Annotated in this window: 7 protein-coding genes; 4 read left to right on the top strand and 3 right to left on the bottom strand. The window is 70.1% G+C overall.

What is annotated here, in order from left to right:
* The first annotated feature begins 158 nt into the window (after window positions 1-158).
* Together tatC and serS are read left to right on the top strand one after the other, a co-directional pair.
* On the top strand, window positions 159-911 hold the full coding sequence (tatC, locus tag HW577_RS19595; RefSeq protein WP_198377815.1) for a twin-arginine translocase subunit TatC: 753 nt from the start codon (window positions 159-161) through the stop codon (window positions 909-911).
* Between the two features lie 12 nt (window positions 912-923).
* On the top strand, window positions 924-2,192 hold the full coding sequence (gene serS / locus HW577_RS19590) for a serine--tRNA ligase (RefSeq protein ID WP_198377814.1): 1,269 nt from the start codon (window positions 924-926) through the stop codon (window positions 2,190-2,192).
* 163 nt (window positions 2,193-2,355) lie between these two features.
* Here the strand turns inward: serS and HW577_RS19585 are convergent, their stop codons facing one another.
* Window positions 2,356-3,219, bottom strand: coding sequence for an ATP-binding protein (locus tag HW577_RS19585; RefSeq protein ID WP_198377813.1), 864 nt, complete (start codon window positions 3,217-3,219; stop codon window positions 2,356-2,358).
* Between the two features lie 90 nt (window positions 3,220-3,309).
* Here HW577_RS19585 and yajC point away from each other — a divergent pair, with 90 nt between their 5' ends.
* A complete protein-coding gene (gene yajC, locus HW577_RS19580) occupies window positions 3,310-3,669 on the top strand; it encodes a preprotein translocase subunit YajC (protein WP_198377812.1) in 360 nt (119 codons plus the stop codon).
* A gap of 4 nt (window positions 3,670-3,673) precedes the next feature.
* On the opposite strand, the gene HW577_RS19575 is transcribed toward yajC, so the two are convergent.
* Window positions 3,674-4,216 carry a hypothetical protein gene (locus tag HW577_RS19575; protein ID WP_198377811.1) on the bottom strand — a complete coding sequence of 181 codons (543 nt, stop codon included), beginning with the start codon at window positions 4,214-4,216 and terminating at the stop codon, window positions 3,674-3,676.
* A 127-nt stretch (window positions 4,217-4,343) separates the two neighbouring features.
* Window positions 4,344-4,985 (bottom strand): superoxide dismutase, encoded by a 642-nt coding sequence (locus tag HW577_RS19570; RefSeq protein ID WP_198377810.1) that lies wholly within the window; start codon window positions 4,983-4,985, stop codon window positions 4,344-4,346.
* A gap of 122 nt (window positions 4,986-5,107) precedes the next feature.
* Here HW577_RS19570 and HW577_RS19565 point away from each other — a divergent pair.
* A partial coding sequence (locus HW577_RS19565; RefSeq protein ID WP_198377809.1) for a squalene/phytoene synthase family protein occupies window positions 5,108-5,606 on the top strand: 499 nt, incomplete at its 3' end.

Below are 5,606 nucleotides of genomic sequence, written 5' to 3'. Positions count from 1 at the left end.
CGCCATGCCGCCGCCGCCCGACGCGCCGCCGCCGCGCGCCGTGACCGAGCCCGCCGCCGCGCCTTCGGCGAAGCCGGCGGCCACCACCACGCCGAGCGTCTGAGGGGACCGGCGCCTTGGCCACCAACACCGACGAAGACGTCATCGACGACAAGCCGATGCCGCTCATGGACCACCTGCGGGAACTGCGGCAGCGGGTCCTGTGGGCGGTCGGCGCCTTCATCATCGCCTTTGCGGTCTGCTATTATTTCTCCCAGCAGATCTATGCCTTCCTGGCGCAGCCTCTGGCCGACATTCTGGCGAAGCAGCCCAATGCGCCGGACCGGCGCATGATCTTCACCCAGCTCTACGAGGCCTTCTTCACCTACCTGAAGGTCGCCTTCTTCGGCGCGGTGTTCTTCAGCTTCCCGATGTGGGCGACGCAGTTGTGGCTATTCGTCGCACCCGGCCTGTATCGCAGTGAGAAGAAGGCGATCCTGCCCTTCCTGGTCGCTTCGCCCTTCCTGTTCCTGCTGGGTGCGGCGCTTGCCTACTACTTCATCTTCCCGCTGGCCTGGCAGTTCTTCATCTCCTTCGAGACTCCGGCCGGCTCCGGCGGCATCCCGGTGCAACTGGAAGCGAAGGTGGGCGAGTACCTCTCGCTCGTCATGCACATGATCCTCGCCTTCGGGATCGCCTTCCAGCTGCCGGTGCTGCTGACCCTGCTGTGCCGCGTCGGCATCCTGAACGTGGAGACGCTGCGCAAGGGGCGGCGCTACGCTATCGTGATCATGTTCGTGGTTGCGGCGGTCATCACGCCGCCGGACATCATCAGCCAGATCGGCTTGGCGGTGCCGCTGATCCTGCTCTACGAGATCTCGATCCTGGCGGCGCGCTGGATGGCGCCGAAGCAGGACGAAGACGCGAAGTAGGGGCTGCCAGCCATGCATGACATCAAGGCGGTGCGGGCGGATCCCGCGGCGTTCGACGCGGCGTTGGCGCGGCGGGGCCTGCCGCCCATGGCTGCCGCCGTCCTGGCGCATGATGAGGCCCGGCGCGCAGCCCAGACCGCCCAGCAGGAGAAGCAGGCCCGGCGCAACGCCATCGCCAAGGAGATCGGCATAGCCAAGCGCCAGGGCGGCGACACCGCCGCGCTGGAAGCCGAGGCGGTCGGCCTGCGCGACGAGATGGCCGCGCTCGACGCCGCAGCAGCCGAGGCCGAGCGTGGACAGACGGACCTGCTGGAGGCCCTGCCCAACCTCCTCGACCCAGAGGTCCCCGAAGGCCGCGACGAAACCGCCAATGTCGTCCTGCACCAGCAGGGCGACATCCCGAACCTCCCCTTCGCCCCGAAGCAGCATTTCGAGATCGGCGAAGCCCTCGGCCTGATGGATTTCGGCACGGCGGCCAAGCTTGCGGGCAGCCGCTTCACCGTTCTGAAGGGCCCACTCGCGCGGCTCGAGCGCGCGCTCGGTCAGTGGATGATCAGCCTGCACACTGAGGCGCACGGCTATACGGAGACCTCCGTCCCGCTGCTGGTCAACGACGCGACCATGTACGGCACGGGGCAGCTGCCGAAATTCGCCGACGACCTGTTCCGCACCACCGACGGCCGCTGGCTGGTGCCCACCGCCGAGGTGCCGCTGACCAATTTCGCGCGCGACGAGATCATCCCCGAGGCCGACCTGCCGATCCGCCTGACGGCGCTGACGCCCTGCTTCCGAAGCGAGGCCGGCAGCGCCGGGCGCGACGTGCGGGGCATGCTGCGCCAGCACCAGTTCTCGAAGGTTGAGCTCGTCTCCATCACGACGGCCGAGGAGAGCGCGGCCGAGCATGAGCGCATGACGCGCTGCGTGGAACGCGTGCTGACGGACCTCGGCCTGACCTGGCGGCGCGTCATGCTCTGCGCCGGGGATACCGGCTTCGGTGCCGCCCGGACCTACGACCTTGAGGTCTGGCTGCCGGGGCAGGGCGCCTGGCGGGAGATCTCCTCCTGCTCAAACTGCCGGGATTTCCAGGCGCGGCGGATGAACGGGCGCTACCGGCCGAAGGAAGGCAAGGGCACGGTCTTCCTGCACACCCTGAACGGGTCTGGCGTCGCGGTTGGCCGAGCGCTGATCGCAGTGCTTGAGACCTTCCAGCAGGAGGACGGCAGCGTGCGCATCCCGGACGTGCTGCTGCCCTTCATGGGCGGGATCAGCCGCATCGGCTGATACCAAAGGCCGCCTTCGGCGGCGCGTCAGTCCTCTCTTCCCGCCCTCAAGCGCCGCGCGCTGGGCTCGCCGCGTGTGCGGCCGGCCGCGGGAGAGCGGCCTCGGCCGGCATGCGCCGGCCGTACGCCACTCACTCATGCCGCCGGGATGACCCCGCTGCGCGTTAGGCCTCGATCTTCACGCCGAGGCGCCCGGCGAGGTCGAGCATGAACTGCCAGGCGACGCGGCCCGAACGGCCGCCGCGCGTGACCGACCATTCGATCGCCTGGGCATGTAGCTCCTCGGTCGTGACGGGCAGGCCGAAATGCGCGGCATAGCCCTCTATCATGGCGAAGAAGGTGGATTGGTCGGCGTTGTGGAAGCCGATCCAGAGGCCGAAGCGGTCCGAGAGCGAAACCTTCTCCTCGATCGCCTCCGAGCCGTGGATGGCGGTGGAGCGCTCGTTCTCGATCATGTCGCGCGACATCAGGTGGCGGCGGTTGGACGTGGCGTAGAACAGCACGTTGGGCGGGCGGCCCTCGATGCCGCCGTCCAGCACCGATTTCAGCGCCTTGTAGTCGGCATCCTCCCGCTCGAAGGACAGGTCGTCGCAGAAGACCAGGCAGCGGCGCGGCTGGGCGCGGAGCTGGCCGAGCAGGTCGGGCAGGGTGCGGATGTCCTCCCGGTGGATCTCGATCAGCGCGAGAGAGCCGGGAATCTCTGTATTGGCAGCCATGTGTGCCGCCTTGGCGAGGGACGACTTGCCCGTGCCCCGCGCGCCCCAGAGCATGGCGTTGTTCGCCGTGAAGCCGCGCGCGAAGCGCAGCGTGTTCTCCATCAGCAGGTCCTTCTGCCGATCCACGCCGCGCAGCAGGCCAAGCGGCACGGCCGCGACCTTCGGCACGGGCGCGAGATGCGGGCGCGGGACCGGGTGCCAGACGAAGGCGTCGGCAACCGTCAGGTCGAGCGCGCCGGCAGGTGGCGGGGCCAGGCGCTCCAGCGCCTCGGCGATGCGGGTCAGGGTGGGCAGCAGGGCATGGTCGGTCATGGCCGGGCGGAATAGGCCGGGAACCTATTGACGGGAAGGGGCCCATGGCTAGGGTGCGCCGCCTTCACGCCGGGATATGGAACCGACGCCATGTGGACCCCTTTCGGGATCTCGACCGCCTACGCCCAGGATGCCGCCGCCGGCGGCGCGGGCATCGTCATGCAGCTGCTGCCGCTGGTCCTGATCTTCGTTGTCTTCTACTTCCTGCTGATTCGTCCGCAGCAGAAGAAGATGAAGGAGCATCGGGAGATGCTGTCCGCCATCAAGCGCAACGACCGCGTGGTGACCGCGGGCGGCATCGTCGCCACGATCACGAAGGTCAAGGAAGGCTCGGACGAGATCGAGGCCGAAATCGCGCCGAACGTGCGCGTGACGCTGGTGCGCGGGACGATCACGAGCGTGATCCGGCCGCAGGCCGCGAACGACGAGCCGGCCGCGAAGGGCGCCTGAGGCGCTATCCTCCGCGCCGCGGGCGGTCCCAGCGTTCCCGCGGCCCGAGCGGCACCGCCCTGACCAACTCCGCGCCGCGGTAGTTCCCCGCGGCGTCGAAGGCGAGAGCGACTTCCGCCACGCCGATGGTCTCGCAGGCGCGGCACATCGCCGTGACCGGCATGGCGAAGCGGAAGGTCCGGCCACCGCCGGCATCCGCCTGCACGGGCAGCAGGGCCTGGGTCGCGGGCCAGAAGCCCGGCTCGGGGGTGCGTCCGATTAGTGCGGCGCGCGCGGCACCTTCGAAGCGTTCCGCCTCGGTAGCGACCATCAGGATGGTCCCGGAGCGGTCCATCAGCAGATATTGCTCGTTGCTGTTGGCGCGCGCGGTGAACTCGGCGCGGATCAGCGTGACCGCGCCATGGCGGTCGGCGCGCAGGACCCGCGCCGGTTCGTCGAAGCGTGCCGAGATCTGCTGCGAAAGCCGGCGATGGTCGCCCTGCGCGGCTGCCGGAAGGGCGGGCAGGAGCGCTGCCAGCAAAAGGAACATGGCGCCAAGCCGGCGCATGCGCAGCCTCCGCGATCGACCGGGCGCGCATGCGCGCCGGTGCGAAGGGTAGATGCGCCGATGCGCCGCGCACAAGGCGCACCGGCGGTGCGCGGGGCCGGGCGGGGGCCCGGCCCGTCGCGCTTGGTCAGGCCGACTGGCCGGCGGTGAACCCACCCTTGCCCAGCAACTGCGCCACGACTTCCCAATTCACGAGCTTGTCCAGGAAGTTCGCGAGGTAGTTCGGGCGCACATTGCGGAAGTCGAGGTAGTAGGCGTGTTCCCACACGTCGCAGCCGAGGATCGGCTGGCCCTCGCCGGTGCTGAGCGGGTTGGCGCCATTCGGCGTCTTCGTGACCTTCAGCTTGCCGTCGCCGCCGATCACGAGCCAGGCCCAGCCGGAGCCGAACTGCGTCGCCCCTGCGGTCTTGAACGCCTCCTTGAAGGCGGCGAGGCCGCCGAGGTCGGCGTCGATCTTCGCGGCGAGCGCGGCGGGCAGGCTCTCGCCATGGCTGCCGCCGGGCGCCATCACCTGCCAGAACAGGCAGTGGTTCCAATGCTGGCCGGCCTGGTTCAGCACGGGCAGGCCGTCGGCGCCGGCCTTCCCGGCCTCGGCGCAGATCGCTTCCAGCGACTTGCCGGCCAGACCCTTGCTCTCGATCAGGCCGTTCAGCGCAGTGACATAGGCGTTGTGGTGCTTGCCGTGGTGGAGCTCGAGCGTCTCCTGGCACATGCCGTTCGCGGCGAGCGCGGCGGTGGCATAGGGCAGCGGGGGCAGGCTGAAGGCCATGGGGTGTCTCCCGATCGTCACGAAGCGCGGTCCGCGCCACGCGGTCGAGGTAGGCGGCGCCCGGAGGCCCGTCAACCGCGCGCGGGCTTCCCGGCGGGCGCGCGGGGCCGCATATCGGTGTCGTGACGCTTTCCGCCATCGGCGCCTTTGCGCGCCTCCATGATCCCGATCGTTTCCTCTGCTGCCTCTTCGCCCCGGCGGAACGGCGCGAGGCGCTGTTCGCGCTGGTGGCGTTGAACCATGAACTCGCCCGCGCGCGGGAAGCGGCCTCCAACCCGCTCGCTGCGCTGATCCGCCTGCAATGGTGGCGGGAGGCGATCGAGGAGGCCGCCACCGGCCGCCCGGCACGCCGGCATGAGGTGGCGGGGCCGCTCCATGCGGCGATCGCCTCCGGCGTGCTCGACGTCGCATCCCTGCTCGCCATGGTCGAGGCGCGGGAGGTCGAGGCGGAGGAGGACGGGATCGCGACGGAGCAGGACTTCGTCGCCTGGCTGCGCGGCACGGCCGGCGGCTGGTCGGCCGCCGCGGGGCTGGCGCTCGGGGCGACGGCGGAGGAGGCGGAGGTGCTGCGTGCGCTGGGCGCGGCGCATGGCCTTGCGGGCACGCTGCGCAGCGTCGCGG

The sequence above is a fragment of the Neoroseomonas rubea genome (assembly GCF_016106015.1).
GTDB classification, from domain to species: domain Bacteria; phylum Pseudomonadota; class Alphaproteobacteria; order Acetobacterales; family Acetobacteraceae; genus Neoroseomonas; species Neoroseomonas rubea.
Note: the sequence above shows the minus strand (reverse complement) of the source record. Positions and strands in the feature narration are given on the sequence as shown.